Raw genomic sequence first — 15,030 nt, 5'->3', positions numbered from 1 at the left:
TTTGGTATCGTTCTTCTCGGCTGAGGTGCTTGTACATTGGGCAATTTCGATTTGGCGGTTAAAGCGGCCATGATGCTCTCGCATCCTCAGCCACCTATAACCAGTTCATCTTTGTTGCACTTCGTCCTTGAATCCGCCAGACGTATGGTTCAAAGTGAAAATCTTTTAACTCACACTCGACATGAGTTAATATTTTTATTATTTTTGTAGGTTTACAAAAGATTCATCGCGCGCTATGCAAGAGGCGACAGCTTCAACCAAAGCTCGCTGATGCGTACCGTGAAGCGCTGCATCAGCGCTAGCAACTTCGCGGAGGCGTCTTTGGCCGCTGTGAATTTTTCGAAACGCAACTCAGCGGTCTCAGGGTAGTCATGGGTGAACTCGTTGCGAATGTGCCGAAGCACATTCCACGCTTGGGCGTCGGGCAGCCAACCCAACTGCTCCAGTCGCGCAAAACGATCGATGGCGGACATACGGGCAATATCTTCACCCAAGAACCGCAAAACGGCAGGCATCAACTTGGCCCCCATATCGTCTTGAAGTCGTGTGTATCGATAGGCAAACTGGTCAAGTAACCGTCTGTCGTTTTTTGAAAGATTGGCGTACATGTCTGCCGTGATGGAGAGCTGACCAATGTCGTCTAAAGCATCGGTCAAGGCTTGTGCGTGGCCTTGACAAAGCGTGTGGATTTGAGTGAGGGCCGTCTTTTCCGCCTGAATGATCAAACGGATGGATTGAACTTGTTCGGGGGTGAGGCGCATGCTGAAAATCTTACGTGGTGGTTGGACCAAGCAACCCAAGCTCTTTAGCTTTCAAGTCAATGCAGCTCACAACCTTAAAGAGCATGAATGTTGCATCACGCGCATTCAAGAGTGCGTCGAGAAACAAAGCTGCATCGGACATGTACTCGTGAACCAATAAATTTCTGAGTTTTCTAGCACCCACAAACTGGGCAGAGCTGTCTAACCATTGCATTTTTTCAGCGAACGCCAAAACATCGAGCATGGCTTTGGGTGACTCACCCAACAAGGCGGCAAACCGAGGTATGAGCTTTTCACCAATGTGGTCTTGCAAGCGCGCAAAGCGCCCCACAAAAGCATCTACTTTTTCTGCCATCTCTTGGTCAACCGCCAACGCGACAACCCAATGGGTGGTGACGGCTTGGCTGAACAGTGTTTCATGCGTGTAGCGCAAATGCGCTACCTCTTTGCGTGCGAGATCAAGCGCCAGCAAAGCAGGCTCAACATGCTCGGGCAAATAAAGCAACGTCACAACAACACCCCTGTGCGTTTAGCAATTTGAAAAATGGGAACGTCAGGGGTGTTAGGGTCTTTGAGCAAGACATCGATTTTTCGATCTCCAAGTTCGATGACCAAAGCTCCGTATAGGCGGCAAATGGTTGAAGCGCGATTTTGTTGACTCTTATCGGTTTCAAAGAGTAAATCGATATCGCCCCCTAGTCGATCATCCAAGACCTGAGAGCCAAACACACGCACTCGTGCATCCTCACCAAGCTCGCGCTGTGCGACTTGGCGAATGGCTTGAACTTGGTCGGGGGTGAGGCGCATACTGAAAATCTTACAGCATGGCCCCAAAAGACGAGTAAAAAAACGCGGTATTACGCCACCACCGAACCAAAGCGTCGTTCGCGCCCTGCGAACCACGTCAAGGCTTTGTCAAACTCTGCGGCGTCGAAATCGGGCCACAGGGTGTCGGTGAAATAAAACTCAGCGTAGGCCAGCTGCCACAGCATGAAGTTGCTGATGCGCGACTCGCCGCCCGTGCGAATGAGCAAATCGGGCTCGGGCTGGCCTGCGGTGCTGAGGTAGTGGCCCAGTTGCTCAGGCGCGAGGTCTGCGACCGACGCGTTGGGGTTGGCGACTTGCCACGCTTGCACGGCTTGCAAGATGTCCCAGCGGCCGCCGTAATTGGCGGCAACGTTGAGGGTGAGGCTGGTGTTGCCTGCGGTGTTGGCCATGGCTTGGCGAATGCTGTCTTGCAGCGCTTGCGGGAAGCGCGAGATGTCGCCGATGACGTTGAGGCGCACGCCCTCGGCTTGCATGTTTTTGATTTCTTTTTCAAGGTACTGAATGAACAGGCCCATGAGGGTGGAGACTTCGTCGTCGGGGCGGCTCCAGTTTTCTGTGCTGAAGGCAAAGAGGGTGAGATGACGAATGCCTTTTTTCAGGCAGTTCTTCACCAAATCAGGCACCAAGCTTGCCCCTTTGACATGCCCCACGGTGCGCGGCATGAAGCGCTTTTTAGCCCAACGGCCATTGCCATCCATGATGATGGCAATGTGAGCAGGGCTTGTGGTGCTTGTGTTCATGACTCTATTTTATGAAGTGAATCCAAGGCCATGCGCAGCTTTTGAGGCTGTCCGAGCAGGTCGACCAAGACCATGGCGCATTGATCGCCATCGTGGTCTTGAAGATGCGCTTGGTAAGTGCCCTGCAAGCCTTTGAGCGGGCCGTCGGTGATTTGCACGCTGTCACCAACACCAAAAAGGCGGGCAATTTCGGCGGCAGGGGCTTGACGCAAAAAGTCAATCAAACTTTGCGGGGCTTTGGCAGGCTGGTTGCCAAAGCTCACGAGCTTGCTGACGCCCAAGGTGGAGCGTATGGGTGCCCAGTTTTGGTTGACGTCGTTCAAACGAATGAACAGGTAGCGGCTGAACATGGGCACGACCAAGGTTTGCACGCGTTGACGCACGCGTTTTTCGACCTCCATGGTCGGCAAGAAACACTCGAAGCCTTGGTTTTGTAAGTTCTCTAAAGCACGCGCCTCGTTACGGGGCTTGGTGTGAATGACGTACCAAGCGCTGCTGGCCGTCACGGTGTCTGTCAAAGGCGATGTTGTCTCTGGATGCATATGTTGTCAAAAGTCTCAGAGACGTATCGTAAGCGCAAGTTGACGCATTGCGCGCGGGGGTTTAGACGGATTGTTTGGGTGCTTACGGTTGTTGATCTTGCCAAGTGATCACAGCTTTGGCGAATTCAGAGAAGTCACCTAAATGGTCTTTGATGATGCTGTGAACGATGTGCCAATTGATGGCGTCGTAGTTGTGAACGGCAATATTCCTGAAGCCCACAGATTTTTTCAACCTGGCGGCGAGGTCATGTGAAACGACTTTGTTTTGCGCCAGCACATCGAATGTTTCGCCCATGGTTTCGGGTGAATGGAAGTCGCTGACAGAGACGATGTGTCCACCAATGTCGACCGTCAATTGCACGGCACGGCTGAGGTTGAGCGAGACAATGTCTTGCAAATCAAAGTCCGAGGTGAGCAACGAAACGTCTGTCGGGAATTTGGCTTTGATGCGCGTCAAACAACGGAATAAAGACTCTAGTTTTTGGTCAATCACTTGCCGATCCATGCCATGCGCCTTTCTTGAAGAATTCGGTTTTTGATGGGCATAAAGTCGGCCTGTGCAATGAGGTGGCGGTAGAGCAGACGTCCAAAGGCTTCATCGCTACCGATGATGCGACGGCCATGGCGCAAGACCTGTCCAAGCAACGGTTCGGGGGCGGGGTAGAGATCGACCAAATCAACAGGCCGGCCGAATTTTTCAGCCAAGGCTTCGATGATGGTGATTTTTTCATCCACGCTGATGGGGCGTGCGCAAACGATACCCAAATCCAAATCGCTGTCTGGGCGGGCCTGACCGCGGGCGACAGAGCCAAACAAGATCGCCAATTGAACGACGGGAAATCGCGACAACAGCTCGCGAAGTTGATCGTCTACTGGGCTAGCGATTGACGTTGAAGGTTGAACCATGCGAATGAGCTTAACCCAATTGCCACTGAAAGCACGGCGCGTTAAAGTGCCCTCTTCTGCAACGTCTTTGAAAGCGCCTTATGTCTAAAAAAAACCCGTTCGATCCAGCCGCGATGTCTGACAACGTGAAAGAGCAAGCGCAGCAAATTTGGCTGGCGGGCTTGGGCGCGTTCTCGAAAGCGCAACAAGAGGGCACCAAGGCTTTTGAGAAGCTGGTGAGCGACGGCATCACGATGCAGCGCAAGGTGCACACCACCGCCGAGGAAAAGCTGGCCGAGGCGACACAGAAGGTGACGGAGGCCGCGCACACGTTGAACGAGCGCGCCACAGGCCAATGGGGCAAGTTAGAAAACATTTTTGAAGACCGTGTGGCCAAGGCGCTGCAAGGTTTGGGCGTGCCATCGGCGCAAGAGCTGAAGGCGCTGCATGAGCGTGTGGCGGCGCTGGAGGCGCAATTGAGCAAGGCGGCCAAACCTGCGGCGGCTAAAAAGACAGCGGCGGCCCCGAAGGCGGCAGTGAAGCCTGCTGCAAAGGCAGCAACGAAGCCTGCGGCTAAGGCACCCACTAAAGCGCCGGCCAAATCTGCCAAGAAATAATTGGGATCTGACCCCAATTAAACGAACCATGGCTAAAAAAGCACCGCGCCGTACGGCAGAGCGGATTTTGGAGACCACGCTAGAGCTGTTCAACCGCTTTGGCGAGCCAAACGTATCCACGACGCTGATTTCGGCAGAGCTGAGCATCAGCCCCGGCAATTTGTACTACCACTACCCAGCCAAAGAGGAGTTGGTGACGGCGCTGTTCAACCGTTACGAGCAGGCACTGCACGAGTTGCTGGGCGCAGCACCCGGCGTGCACGATGTGGAGGATGCTTGGTTTTTCATGCACACGCTGTTTGAGCTGGTGTGGGAGTACCGGTTTTTGTACCGCGACTTGAACCATTTGCTGAGCAACAACCGGCGTTTGGAAACCCACATCAAAGATGCGCTGCTGCACAAGACCACAGCGTTTCGCACGGTGCTGGACAGCTTGGCGTACGAAGGCGCATTGCAAATCACGGTGTCCGAGCGCGAGGCCACGGCGACGCACATGGTGGTGATGTTGACGTGGTGGCTGAGCTACGAATACGTGCGCGATCCGCGTCACGCGCTAGAGCCCGAGAGTGCAGAAAAGTCGCTGCTGCGTGGGGCCAAGCATGTGTTGAGCTTGGTGCTGCCGTTTGCGGTGGCAGAGCACAAGGGGCACTTGGGCGCTCTGCTGATGGCTTACTGAGCTACAAGAGGTAAGGGACAAAGACCAGCAGCCCGACCAGCACGGCGGCCATGCTGGCCAGCAAGACGCCAGCGGCTGCCACGTCTTTGGCTTTGCCAGCCAATTCATGGTGGTCTGGCGAGACCAAGTCCACGACAAATTCAATGCCTGTGTTCAAGGCTTCGGCGGCCCACACAGCGCCGATGGCGAGCGCCAGCAGCGCCCATTCCAAACGACTGATGCAAACAGACACGCCCAAAGCCACCACCGCCAAGGTGGCCGCGACATGCACCCACGCATTGGGCTGCGTGCGCAGCAGCACGCCAATGCCTTGACAGGAAAAACCAATGCTGCGCCAGCGTTGAATGAGAAATTGAATCACGACCGAGTGGCGCGGGCGTTAAAGCGCTTGCTGATAAGTCAACGAAGCCGAGCGGCCCGTCCACGACATGCCGACACGGCGACCACTGGTGGCATCGGTGAAGTAGTACGTGGTCAACGCACCCGTGGCAGCGCCAGCCACGACGTCTTTCCAGTAATGCTTGTGCGACGCAACGCGCGAATAGCCCACGTAGCTCGCAGCCAAGTAAGCCGGCACGCCGTATTCCCAGCCGCCCTTCATTTGCAGAAATTGAGCGGCCGAAAAAGCCACCGCAGCGTGGCCTGATGGGAAGCTCTTGTTGTCGGAGCCATCGGGACGCATTTCGTGGTGGCTGGCTTTGAGGGCTTCCACAATCAAAAAGGTGGCGCCTTCCGATTTAGCCAGCTGCACAAAGCCTTCTTTGTCGTCGCTGACAAAGGTGAAGCCCGCGGCAAAGGCAGGCAAGCCAACGGCGAGCAAATCACCCATGCGACGGGTGGTGTCTTGGGCTTGCACGTTGACAGACAGCAGCGCGGCAACGCAGGCCACCCCAGCAGAGAATGAGAATTTGGACATAGGGACCTTTAGAAAGATGACAAGATTCTAGAGGTGCCCAAAAAAGTTAACGCAACCAAGCCTCAACCAGCTTGACCCAATAGGTGCCGCCCAAAGGAATGAGGGCGTCGTTGAAGTCGTAATTGGGGTTGTGCAAGGTGCATGGGCCTTCGCCGTGGCCGTGGGCGCGATGTGCGCCCTCCCCGTTGCCGATGAAGCAATACGCGCCGGGCACGGCTTGCAGCATGTATGAGAAGTCTTCGGCGCCCATGGTGGGCTCTTGCGGCACCACATTGCCACCGCCCACGATGCTGGCCATGACGTGGTGGGCAAACTCGGTCTCGGCAGCGTGGTTGATGGTGGGCGGGTAGTTGCGCTCAAACTCGAAGGTACACGTGGCGCCAAAGGCGGCGCAGGTGTGATGCGCGATGTCGCGCATGCGTTGCTCGATGAGGTCGAGCACGTCCAAGCTGAAGGTGCGCACGGTGCCTTGCATTTCGCAATGGTCAGGCACGACGTTGGTGGCTTCGCCAGTGTGGATCATGGTGACCGAAATGACGCCTGCATCGACTGGCTTTTTGTTGCGCGAAATGATGGTTTGAAAGGCTTGCACCATTTGGCAGGCGATCGGCACAGGGTCGATGCCGTTGTGGGGCAGCGCGGCGTGGCTGCCTTTGCCGTGAATGGTGATTTTGAATTCGTTGCTCGACGCCATGACGGGGCCCGCGCTCAAGGCAAATTGCCCTTCGGCCAAGCCGGGCCAGTTGTGCATGCCGTAGACGGCTTGCATGGGAAACTGCTCAAACAAGCCATCGCGCATCATCTCGCGGGCACCCCCACCGCCTTCTTCCGCGGGCTGAAAAATGAAATACACCGTGCCGTCAAACTGCTTGTGCTGCGACAGGTGTTGGGCCGCGGCTAACAGCATGGCCACATGGCCGTCGTGGCCGCAGGCGTGCATTTTTCCGGAGTTTTGGCTGCTGTGGTCGAACTTGTTGAACTCTTGAACAGGCAGCGCATCCATGTCGGCGCGCAAGCCAATCGCACGGTCGCTGGTGCCATTTTTCAAGATGCCGACCACCCCCGTTTTACCCATGCCACGATGAACAGGAATGCCCCATTCGGTGAGCTTTTGCGCCACCACATCGGCGGTGCGCCATTCTTCAAAACTGAGCTCGGGATGCGCGTGGATGTCGCGGCGGACCGCAGCGATGTCAGCCGCGTGGGTCACGAGTGCGTCGAGGATTTTCATAGTTCCAGTCTAGCCGCAGGCAATAGCCTTTGTCATGGGGGGATTTCACACCCCCCATCAAATCTTTACTGTTTGTCGATCTTGGCTTTGACAATCACCTCGTGCCAGCGACGGATGTCGGCAGCCAGCACGTCGGCCGCTTGCTCAGGCGTGGAGCCTTGGGCGTTGAGGTTGGCGTCGCTCAGGCGCTTTTTGACATCGGGCATTTCCATGATGGCTTGGATTTCGCGGCTCAAGCGCAACACCACCTCGCGGGGCGTGTGCGCGGGCACGGCCAAACCGTTCCAAGACGACGCTTGGAACTTGGCCAACGGGCCACCCGCTTCACGCACGGCAGGCACATCGGGCATGCTGGCCGCGCGCTTGTCGCCCAGCAGGGCCAAGGGGCGCACGGCGTTAGATTTGATTTGCGGCATCAAGGGGCCCACGATTTCAACCATCGCGTCCACACTGCCACCGCGCAACGCGGTGATGACCGGCGGCGTGCCGTTGAATGGCACGATTTGCGCAGACAGGCCGGACGAGCTCAAAAACAACTCAGCAGCCAAGTTTTGCGTGGTGCCCACTTGCGGGGTGCCAATGTTGAGCTTGCCTGGGTTGGCGCGACCGTAAGCCAACAGATCGGCAAAGGTTTTGAAGCGGCCACCTTCGGCCGAGGCAACGACCAAGTCAAACGTGGCCAATTTAGACACTGGCGTGAAGTCTTTGAGGGTGTCAAACGGCAAGCTTTTGAAGAGCGATGCACTGACGGCGGTGCCACTCGAGATCAGCAACATCGTGTGGCCATCGGGCTCAGCGCGCGCCACCATTTCGCCCGCGACGATGCCGCCCGCGCTGGGTTTGTTCTCAATCACCACCGCCTGACCCAAGGCCTCTGCCAGCTTTTGGCCCACCGTACGCGCCGTGATGTCGGCCGCGCCGCCCGCCGCGTTGGGCACCACGATTTTGATGGTTTTGCTGGGGAACGCAGGGGTTTGAGCCAAGCTGCTTGTGCTGGCGACAAGCGCCAAGCTCAAGGCCAAACATGATTGACGGAATACGGAGAAATTGATTTTGTTCATCATGTGAATTTAAAAAAATTAAAGCCCAAACCGCTCCAGCCTTCGCTGTGCAATTTCCAGCAGTCCATCAAAGATCAAGGTGTCAACCAGCTCGAACTGCACCGACATGCTGGGCGCCATCTTCCAGCCCGCGCCGCCGGTCATCATGCAGACGGGTTCAGCACTGCAATGCTGGCGCACGTGTTGGACCATGCGCTCCACGGCGCCTGCTATGGCGTATGTGCCGCCACTGGTGAGGGCGTCGCTGGTGTTGGTGGGAAATTCGCACACATCGCCCGTCGGCACGCGCAAACCTGCGGTGCCCGACTCCAACGCCCGCAACATGATGCCGTGACCGGGCAAGATCAAACCACCCAAAAATTTGCCACTGGCATCAATGGCTTCGACCGTGACAGCTGTTCCCACCATCACGACCACCATCGGCTGAGGCGTGGGGAACTGTTTGCGCATGCGTGCGTGCGCACCGATCATGGCCACCCAGCGGTCCGCTCCCAAACGCGTGGGGTGGTCGTAGCCATTGATCATGCCGGCTTCGGCGGCGGACGACACGGCCCAGTGGGGCGTGACGTCCCACATCTCCATTTGTTCTTCAACGCGGCGACGGATGGCTTCGCCAGCCACGATGCACCCCAACATGTGCGTGGGCGCGGGCAGGTCGCGCCAGTCTTCGTCGGCCAAACGGTCAATGTTTTCAAGAAATACAGCGCCGTGCCCCAGCAATTTGGCGCCAGGCTGGGCACTGTCGTATTGAGCCCACTTGAGCCGCGTGTTGCCCACATCGAGTGCGAGGAATGTCATGTCTTGGTGTGGGAATTGAGCGGCAAGGGCCACAAATGGGAAGTAAAACGAAGGCTTGGCGTGAGTCTGGGCCAAAGTATAGAGACAGATCACCCCTCAAGCCGCGGCTTTTGATCAGGGCAAATACCCACAAGAAAATCAAATCGGGCGCTATGATTGACGTTTACGTAACGTTAACAGACCGAAAACCAGAATTTATCAATAGCCAAAACAATCATCTGACGCGTACCAAGAACATCGAACGCTCTCCTAGGACATGGTCAAACCTTAGGAGCATTCATGGCAACAGTTGTAATTTCGTTGGTATCAACCAAAGGCGGCGTGGGCAAAACCACCATAGCTGCAAACCTCGCAGGACTCACCGCAGGCCTCGGACTTCAAACACTACTTATTGATGGCGACGTACAGCCATCCCTCAGCAAGTACTACACGCTCGACAAAACTGCCACTACTGGCATGGCAGAAGTCATCTCATCTGGTGGCCTCATCACCCCCGCCGAGATCTCAAAAACCAACATCAACAATTTGGACATCATCCTGTCCAACATGACTGATGCCACCCAAAACTGGCTCAAGCAGCGCGAAGACCGTCTCATTCTTCTCAAACGCGCAGTTCGTCAGCCGATCGTGCGTGACAACTACGACATCGTCATCATCGACACGCAAGGTGCCACAGGCGAGTTGCAACGCACTGCGGCCATGGCCGCCGATCTCATGATCAGCCCTATCAAGCCTGACTTGATGAACTACAGCGAGTTTTTGAGCGGCACGATGGAGATGATGGCGCAACTCAATGCCATGGCAGACCTCTCCGCAGAATTGCGCTCAGGCGTGTTGTGCCTGCTTATTAACAGCATGGATCGCACACGAAACAGCCTTGGCGTTGCCCAAGCAGTAAGAAACGAATTCCGTCAGCACCCCAATGTGCGATTACTCGACACCGTTGTGCCCGCCTCCACTGTGTATCCAAGTGCCCGCAGCTTAAATACCCCAGTCCACATGCTCGATAAGCCTAATGGAAATGGTCGCAGCGGCTACGAAGTTCTACATCACCTTTTGCATGAGCTGCTCCCGCACCTCAAGGGAATGTGGGTTGATGGCACTCAAGCCTCGGAAACGCAAGTTTTGGGAGAGTGATCATGTATGCATTTACTCACACACCGCGTGCTCCTGAGGTTTCGCAAAGCTACTCTGACCAACGCTGGTTTACAGGACTAAATAAACAACAAAGGGTTGAGACCACGATCCGAAAAGCGCGCCCTGCCAATCAATCACTCGCCGTGGTTCGATTCGCTTACGTAAATTCGGCTGAACTGGGGCTTCGCTTTGACATAGGCGTTGCAAGCGGTTCAATTGATGTGTTATTACCCGCATCAGAGCTTCGCGAGCTTGCTCATCGTCTCCTCGATGCGGCACATGACATTGACGTCAATCCCGCACCACAAGATAAGGGCAATAGCGAGGGAGAGACAGTATGAACACCGCCGTCCGAAAACGCCTCACCGCAGCCGATATCACAGCCATGACGTCAGCAGCCAATCACAAAGTGCTTGTACCAAAAGCACCTAGCGAGATTGCTGTCAAATCAATGATTGAGCTCAATATCAATGACGTGCTCTTTTATGATCGAAACCCACGTCGACTCCCTAACGATCTGTACAACGAGATCAAGGAATCAATTAGGGTGAGAGGCATTGAATCTGCGCTGTTCGTCACAAAACGTCCAGGCACTGATCGCTACATGCTGGCCAAGGGTGGCAAGACCCGATTGCTCATCTTGCAAGAGCTTGCCAAGGAAAATCCTAAAAAGTGGAGCCGACACACATTTGAAGAGGTGCCATACGTCAATGAACTAGACGTACTCGCCGCACATTTTGTAGAGAACACAGGACGCTCTCCGATGTGTTTTTGGGATTTTTCTGAAGGGCTGGCAGACATACGTAAAGAGCTTGCAAAAGAGCAAGGTAAGCCCATAAGTCAAAGCGCATTTCCACAACTATTGGCAAGTATGGGCATTACTGTCGAACGTTGGGAAATTATGGATGCCGAGTTCGCGCTTGAAGTTTTGGAAGCATTGGGACCTTGGAAACAACGACTGCTATCTGAACATGTTCAAAGGGTGTTTCGTCCAGATCTGACCGCATTGCAAAAACTGTGGGATTTAGCTCCTGACACCGTATCGACCGAGTTCGATGAACTCAAAAACAAAGCCATAGAAGCCTGTACGTCAACACACGACTACAACCCTGAGTTGTTGATCAACTCAATCATTTTTGAATTGGCTCCTCACCTTGGTTGTGATGCAAGCGCTCTATCTCACTTACTGCATCTGCATCAAAAGGGCGACATCAGTACACAAGAAGATTTGACAACTGCACTCAGTCAACGGCAAGCATCCGTGGAAGCAGAAACTTCCAAAACTGAAACTGACAACCATCCAGAGGCTCTCCGCCAAGAGCTTCAAAAATCAACGTCTGCCCCACAATCAGCACCGCAAGAAAAACCGGTAGATCGCGGCCTACAAAACCTTGCTAAAACGATTTCTACGCGCCAACAGCAAGCCACAGACTTACCTGGGTTGCCTGGAGTTTCTGTTGCGCGTGGATTAACGGCTCGCCCTCCCAAATCACAAACAAGTCCAAACCAAAAGGACCTAGGCGCACCTCTCACTCAACATGAACTGGCCTTACTTGAATCCATGGGAAATGTTGGACAAGCACGCCAGATACTGAACTTTGAATTACACGAGCTGGCGACAACAGCAGGTATTGAGAACCTGGTTGTTATGTCTGAAGCCCAGTCTTTGCCATGCGGCTTTTACATGGAGTTGCCAAAGTCTGGAACGCTTGGCTCCGTCGCCAACGACCTAGCGGCTCAAGCTTGGTGGTTGATGGCCAGCATTTCAGGACAGTTTGACCATGCTGTTGTCACAAACCTTTTGAATGAGATTTCTCCTGAACAAAGCCTCCTACTACAAGACAACGGTCCAGCATGTTTCAAAGCAGCTCTGGGCAACATAGACACTTTTGCGGACACGGTAGCGTCTTGCTTAGGTGGTGAGGAACCATTCATCGCAGAGTTGTTGATCAACGTACTCACCGATCGATCACATGAACTGCATCGCTCAAGCATTCAAGTTTTAGATGCCTGCGCCAACTTCAGAGAAACCGTCCATCAAAGGCAGTCATCATGAACTTAGCACATAAACAAACCGTAAATAACGCCATGCAGAGTGGCACTCCAGCAGGCAACTCAAATGTTGTGTCAATCTCATCACCAGCTATCGCGCGAGCCGTCGTTGCCGAGCTGCTGCTCAAACCAAATGCTTTGAGTGCCGCCATAAAAAAGGCTTTAACCAATAGCGATGGCTCAGATCGCACACTGGCAGCTGCGATTGAGCGCATGACGATCTGGGCTGACCTGACCAGTCTTGTTATCCATGGTCTCAACGCCGAAGAAACTCAGTGGCGACGTGCGGCATTACGCTACTGCATCTCTCGACAAGCTCACTACGCGTTACTCAAAAAATTATTCAAAGTCAGTCGGGATGAAGTGTCTCGCATTCGAACAGAGCTGGGCAATGCAGTTGAAACGCGTCCAAAGTGCATACCTGATAGCGAACTTGAATCAATCTACTCCGCTTGGCGTGATATCTGCTTAGAGTTTGATCAACGTGAAGCAGATCGTTGGATATGTCTTGCCGAGCGATTTTCAAAGTTTGGTCTAAACAGTCTCCATCACGTAATCGTCAATGAAGGCTGTCATTCCAAGAAAGGAATGAAATCATGAATCGCGAAGACGCATTAAAAAATAAAGAAGTGCCTTTCTCTGGTCAAGCGCTCAAATGAACATGAAGCGGCGACCGCATTGCGCCAAGCTCTAGCCTTGATGCGTGAATATGTTCAACCAAGGCTAGACATGCCATGCCACCAGTAACAAATTTATCAATTTACCGCAGCCATGACCCTTACAAAAGATCTCATCCAAGCTCTTGAAGAAGAGCCTTCGCTGGCCAGGTTGGTGTCACAGTCACCCATTGCTTTTCACCGCAGCTTTGTCGACATCACTGGCTCGGCTCTGTCTGCTCTCATGCTTTCTTCTCTTCTTGAACTTCAAGAGCACGCGCCGCATAGCAACGATTGGTTTGTCTACGATCCTCATTCAATCAAAACGACCACGGGTCTTTCCCGCAACGAACAAAAAGCAGCGAATAAGGTCTTACGAGAAAAATTCATTCTGCTTGAGCGCAAAAACGTATCGACGGCCGATTGGGAAATCAAACTCGACTTTGAGCGAATCACGATGGCGCTCATCGTGGCCGCACGCGCAAGTCTGCGCACCCCCTCCAAGAACACAACACCACATTAAGTGCCATGCTCACCTCGAGCCCACATCTTCCACTTTTGCCGCCGCGACCGCATTCATCTAGGGTCGATGGGCTGTCTTACGACGCCATTGCTCAAACGCTTTCTGAATTCAAACCGATTGCCTTTAATGTCAACTTTGCACGTATCACTGGAGACGCAAAGGCCGCCTTAATGCTCAGCCAATTGATGTACTGGACCAAACGTGGAATCTCTGTTCTTGAGTGTGATGGATGGATCTTCAAAACCCGCGACCAGTGGATTACAGAAATTGGGCTCGGACGCCATGAACAATCCACTGCGCGTCAAACGCTCATTGATCTGGGTCTCATAGAAGAAAGCCGTATTGGTCATCCAGCACGCAATTGTTTTCGGATCATTCCGCAAGAGCTTGGAAACCGATTGGCTGATCTTCTGCGCACTGAGACCGTTCAGTGGTCACTATTAGATATTCGTAATGATGCTGAGCACGTCAAATCTATATTAGGGCGAACATTCGCGTTTTATTGTGTGTTCGTTGATATCACTAACTCTTGTACCAATGCCATCTATTTAAGTAAGGCGCTCACCATCCAAAAACGTTTCACGAAACAAACCGATTCAGATAATGCGACTTTAAGCTGGAGCCGTGAGTGGTTTCGGATGGCTGCAAGCACTACACATGATGAAACTGGATTGACTGTTGCCCAGCAAAGAAAAGCCAAAGAGTCTCTGTGCGAGCTTGGTCTCTTGCATGAAGCCATGATGGAGTTTCCGCGCAAACAAATCTATCTGCGTATTGACACCTCAACGCTCCAACAAAAACTGATCGCTGCACTAACCGCATGTAAAAACCAGCCTGTGGATAAAAATCAAGTTATCCACACATCAATCAAGTCGCATGCTAAAACCAGCCAGTCAGATTTCCTCACCGAGAGAAATAGACACTTTGGCCAATCTGTCGGGCCCCGACAGGTCGGCCAAAGTGTCGAAATTAAAGAGCAAATTGATCGTAACCCTGAAATTGCACGCAATTCATCACTCTCGGACGCTAAAACCTACCCGCCAGAAGGTCAGTTAACACATGGTAGCAGGCAGGTTTTAGCACGTCGGGCGGCTGGTTTTAGCATGCTCAGTCGGCAGGTTTTAGCACCCCTACATGCGCGCGACGCGATGCGCGCGGGGGTGACTACAAACAATGACTACAAAGAAGAAATAACCACCACTCCTACCTCTCCTCCATTCGATGACGTGCCAATCGCAGCACCCAACGTGGTGGTGGTTGATTTTGAGTTGATTTGGCCTGAAACGCTCAGCGATTGGCAGCGCGGCCAATGCCGAAAAATTCTCACACCGCTTGCTAAAGCCGACCAGCAAGACCTACTTGATGAGCTGGCTGGACACCTGCTTGGTAGATGCATCAACAATCCCGTTTCTTACCTCGGCTCATTGGCCAGAAAACATCAATCCACGCCGGGTGGACTCGTTTTTGAAAAGGCGGATTCAAGGACGAAGTGCAACAAAGATGAACTGGTTATAGGTGGCTGAGGATGCGAGAGCATCATGGCCGCTTTAACCGCCAAATCGAAATTGCCCAATGTACAAGCACCTCAGCCGAGAAGAACGATACCA

The 15,030-nt window shown here is 53.6% G+C and carries 21 protein-coding genes; 9 read left to right on the top strand and 12 right to left on the bottom strand.

Annotation, left to right across the window (positions count from 1 at the left end):
• Window positions 1–233: 233 nt before the first annotated feature.
• The 7 genes from RMS95_RS02495 to RMS95_RS02465 form a co-directional block, all read right to left on the bottom strand.
• On the bottom strand, window positions 234–761 hold the full coding sequence (locus RMS95_RS02495) for a hypothetical protein (RefSeq protein WP_310643292.1): 528 nt from the start codon (window positions 759–761) through the stop codon (window positions 234–236).
• A gap of 10 nt (window positions 762–771) precedes the next feature.
• Complete coding sequence (locus tag RMS95_RS02490) at window positions 772–1,272, bottom strand: hypothetical protein (RefSeq protein WP_310643289.1); 501 nt, start codon at window positions 1,270–1,272, stop codon at window positions 772–774.
• Window positions 1,269–1,568, bottom strand: coding sequence for a nucleotidyltransferase domain-containing protein (locus RMS95_RS02485; RefSeq protein ID WP_310643288.1), 300 nt, complete (start codon window positions 1,566–1,568; stop codon window positions 1,269–1,271). The genes RMS95_RS02490 and RMS95_RS02485 overlap by 4 nt, the downstream gene beginning before the upstream one ends.
• A 50-nt stretch (window positions 1,569–1,618) precedes the next feature.
• The gene (gene uppS, locus RMS95_RS02480) at window positions 1,619–2,329 is read right to left on the bottom strand and encodes a polyprenyl diphosphate synthase (RefSeq protein WP_310643286.1); all 711 of its coding nucleotides are present in this window, start codon (window positions 2,327–2,329) and stop codon (window positions 1,619–1,621) included.
• On the bottom strand, window positions 2,326–2,871 hold the full coding sequence (locus RMS95_RS02475; protein WP_310643285.1) for a transcriptional activator RfaH: 546 nt from the start codon (window positions 2,869–2,871) through the stop codon (window positions 2,326–2,328). The genes uppS and RMS95_RS02475 overlap by 4 nt, the downstream gene beginning before the upstream one ends.
• A gap of 82 nt (window positions 2,872–2,953) precedes the next feature.
• Window positions 2,954–3,376: a type VII toxin-antitoxin system HepT family RNase toxin gene (locus tag RMS95_RS02470; RefSeq protein WP_310643284.1), complete on the bottom strand. Its 423-nt coding sequence runs from the start codon at window positions 3,374–3,376 to the stop codon at window positions 2,954–2,956.
• Window positions 3,361–3,777 carry a type VII toxin-antitoxin system MntA family adenylyltransferase antitoxin gene (locus RMS95_RS02465; RefSeq protein ID WP_310643282.1) on the bottom strand — a complete coding sequence of 139 codons (417 nt, stop codon included), beginning with the start codon at window positions 3,775–3,777 and terminating at the stop codon, window positions 3,361–3,363. The genes RMS95_RS02470 and RMS95_RS02465 overlap by 16 nt, the downstream gene beginning before the upstream one ends.
• An 80-nt stretch (window positions 3,778–3,857) precedes the next feature.
• On the opposite strand from RMS95_RS02465, the gene RMS95_RS02460 reads away from it, so the two are divergent.
• Together RMS95_RS02460 and RMS95_RS02455 are read left to right on the top strand one after the other, a co-directional pair.
• A complete protein-coding gene (locus tag RMS95_RS02460; RefSeq protein ID WP_310643281.1) occupies window positions 3,858–4,373 on the top strand; it encodes a phasin family protein in 516 nt (171 codons plus the stop codon).
• 28 nt (window positions 4,374–4,401) lie between these two features.
• Window positions 4,402–5,049, top strand: a complete 648-nt coding sequence (locus tag RMS95_RS02455) for a TetR/AcrR family transcriptional regulator (protein ID WP_310643279.1) — start codon at window positions 4,402–4,404, stop codon at window positions 5,047–5,049.
• A gap of 1 nt (window position 5,050) precedes the next feature.
• Here RMS95_RS02455 and RMS95_RS02450 read toward each other — a convergent pair whose 3' ends face one another.
• The 5 genes from RMS95_RS02450 to RMS95_RS02430 all read right to left on the bottom strand — a co-directional run bounded on the left by RMS95_RS02450 (window position 5,051) and on the right by RMS95_RS02430 (window position 9,055).
• Entirely contained in the window at window positions 5,051–5,410 is a 360-nt protein-coding gene (locus RMS95_RS02450) for a diacylglycerol kinase family protein (RefSeq protein ID WP_310643277.1), read from the bottom strand.
• An 18-nt stretch (window positions 5,411–5,428) separates the two neighbouring features.
• Window positions 5,429–5,965, bottom strand: a complete 537-nt coding sequence (locus RMS95_RS02445) for a phosphatase PAP2 family protein (RefSeq protein ID WP_310643275.1) — start codon at window positions 5,963–5,965, stop codon at window positions 5,429–5,431.
• Between the two features lie 46 nt (window positions 5,966–6,011).
• Window positions 6,012–7,196 carry a M20 aminoacylase family protein gene (locus RMS95_RS02440; RefSeq protein WP_310643273.1) on the bottom strand — a complete coding sequence of 395 codons (1,185 nt, stop codon included), beginning with the start codon at window positions 7,194–7,196 and terminating at the stop codon, window positions 6,012–6,014.
• Window positions 7,197–7,261: 65 nt separating this feature from the next.
• Complete coding sequence (locus tag RMS95_RS02435) at window positions 7,262–8,257, bottom strand: tripartite tricarboxylate transporter substrate binding protein (protein WP_310643271.1); 996 nt, start codon at window positions 8,255–8,257, stop codon at window positions 7,262–7,264.
• Between the two features lie 18 nt (window positions 8,258–8,275).
• Window positions 8,276–9,055 (bottom strand): type III pantothenate kinase, encoded by a 780-nt coding sequence (locus RMS95_RS02430; RefSeq protein ID WP_310643269.1) that lies wholly within the window; start codon window positions 9,053–9,055, stop codon window positions 8,276–8,278.
• Window positions 9,056–9,334: 279 nt separating this feature from the next.
• Between RMS95_RS02430 and RMS95_RS02425 the strand changes: the two genes are divergently transcribed.
• The 7 genes from RMS95_RS02425 to RMS95_RS02395 are packed head-to-tail and all read left to right on the top strand — an operon-like array spanning window position 9,335 to window position 14,946.
• Window positions 9,335–10,192 carry a ParA family protein gene (locus tag RMS95_RS02425; protein ID WP_310643268.1) on the top strand — a complete coding sequence of 286 codons (858 nt, stop codon included), beginning with the start codon at window positions 9,335–9,337 and terminating at the stop codon, window positions 10,190–10,192.
• A 2-nt stretch (window positions 10,193–10,194) separates the two neighbouring features.
• Window positions 10,195–10,533: a hypothetical protein gene (locus tag RMS95_RS02420; protein WP_310614527.1), complete on the top strand. Its 339-nt coding sequence runs from the start codon at window positions 10,195–10,197 to the stop codon at window positions 10,531–10,533.
• The gene (locus RMS95_RS02415) at window positions 10,530–12,248 is read left to right on the top strand and encodes a hypothetical protein (protein WP_310643266.1); all 1,719 of its coding nucleotides are present in this window, start codon (window positions 10,530–10,532) and stop codon (window positions 12,246–12,248) included. The genes RMS95_RS02420 and RMS95_RS02415 overlap by 4 nt, the downstream gene beginning before the upstream one ends.
• Complete coding sequence (locus tag RMS95_RS02410) at window positions 12,245–12,844, top strand: hypothetical protein (protein ID WP_310614529.1); 600 nt, start codon at window positions 12,245–12,247, stop codon at window positions 12,842–12,844. Before RMS95_RS02415 ends, RMS95_RS02410 begins: the two co-directional genes overlap by 4 nt.
• A gap of 21 nt (window positions 12,845–12,865) precedes the next feature.
• Window positions 12,866–12,991, top strand: coding sequence for a DUF2786 domain-containing protein (locus RMS95_RS02405; RefSeq protein ID WP_310643294.1), 126 nt, complete (start codon window positions 12,866–12,868; stop codon window positions 12,989–12,991).
• 24 nt (window positions 12,992–13,015) lie between these two features.
• Window positions 13,016–13,423: a hypothetical protein gene (locus RMS95_RS02400; RefSeq protein ID WP_310614530.1), complete on the top strand. Its 408-nt coding sequence runs from the start codon at window positions 13,016–13,018 to the stop codon at window positions 13,421–13,423.
• A 5-nt stretch (window positions 13,424–13,428) separates the two neighbouring features.
• Window positions 13,429–14,946 carry a hypothetical protein gene (locus RMS95_RS02395; RefSeq protein WP_310643265.1) on the top strand — a complete coding sequence of 506 codons (1,518 nt, stop codon included), beginning with the start codon at window positions 13,429–13,431 and terminating at the stop codon, window positions 14,944–14,946.
• Window positions 14,947–15,030: the final 84 nt, after the last annotated feature.

Origin of the sequence: Limnohabitans sp., assembly GCF_031539175.1 — a bacterium.
Lineage (GTDB): Bacteria > Pseudomonadota > Gammaproteobacteria > Burkholderiales > Burkholderiaceae_C > Limnohabitans.
This window is presented reverse-complemented; position numbering and strand designations above follow the sequence as displayed.